This is a genomic window from Halomonas sp. SIMBA_159 (genome assembly GCF_046536035.1).
Lineage (GTDB): Bacteria > Pseudomonadota > Gammaproteobacteria > Pseudomonadales > Halomonadaceae > Vreelandella > Vreelandella venusta_A.
Window position 1 is genome coordinate 1 of record NZ_JAWJBT010000567.1, and the last position, 272, is coordinate 272.

1 protein-coding gene is annotated in these 272 nt (G+C 61.8%); it reads left to right on the forward strand.

Going from position 1 to position 272, the window contains the following annotated elements:
• The coding region (locus tag R0J87_RS20480; protein WP_498888554.1) for a hypothetical protein at nucleotides 1–272 on the forward strand (272 nt) is incomplete at both ends.

Below are 272 nucleotides of genomic sequence, written 5' to 3' on the forward strand. Positions count from 1 at the left end.
GCCGTAGACCGAACAATCGGCCTCGCGAACCGACGGCAAACTCTGGCCGTCTCGTTCCGGGTCGGCGGGATGGACTGCCGCCCCGGCAATGCGGTCTTCGTCCTGTCGTCTGTCGGAACGAAGACCCGTGCGGCCAATCGGGACCGGACGACCGTTGCGATTTCGTCCGTCCCAGACTCGACCTTTTTCCTTAATCAATCCTTTTCAAGCGTGCACTGGAGCGGATGGCCTTCCTTCCGCGCCGTGTCCATCACCTGCGTCACCTTCGTTTC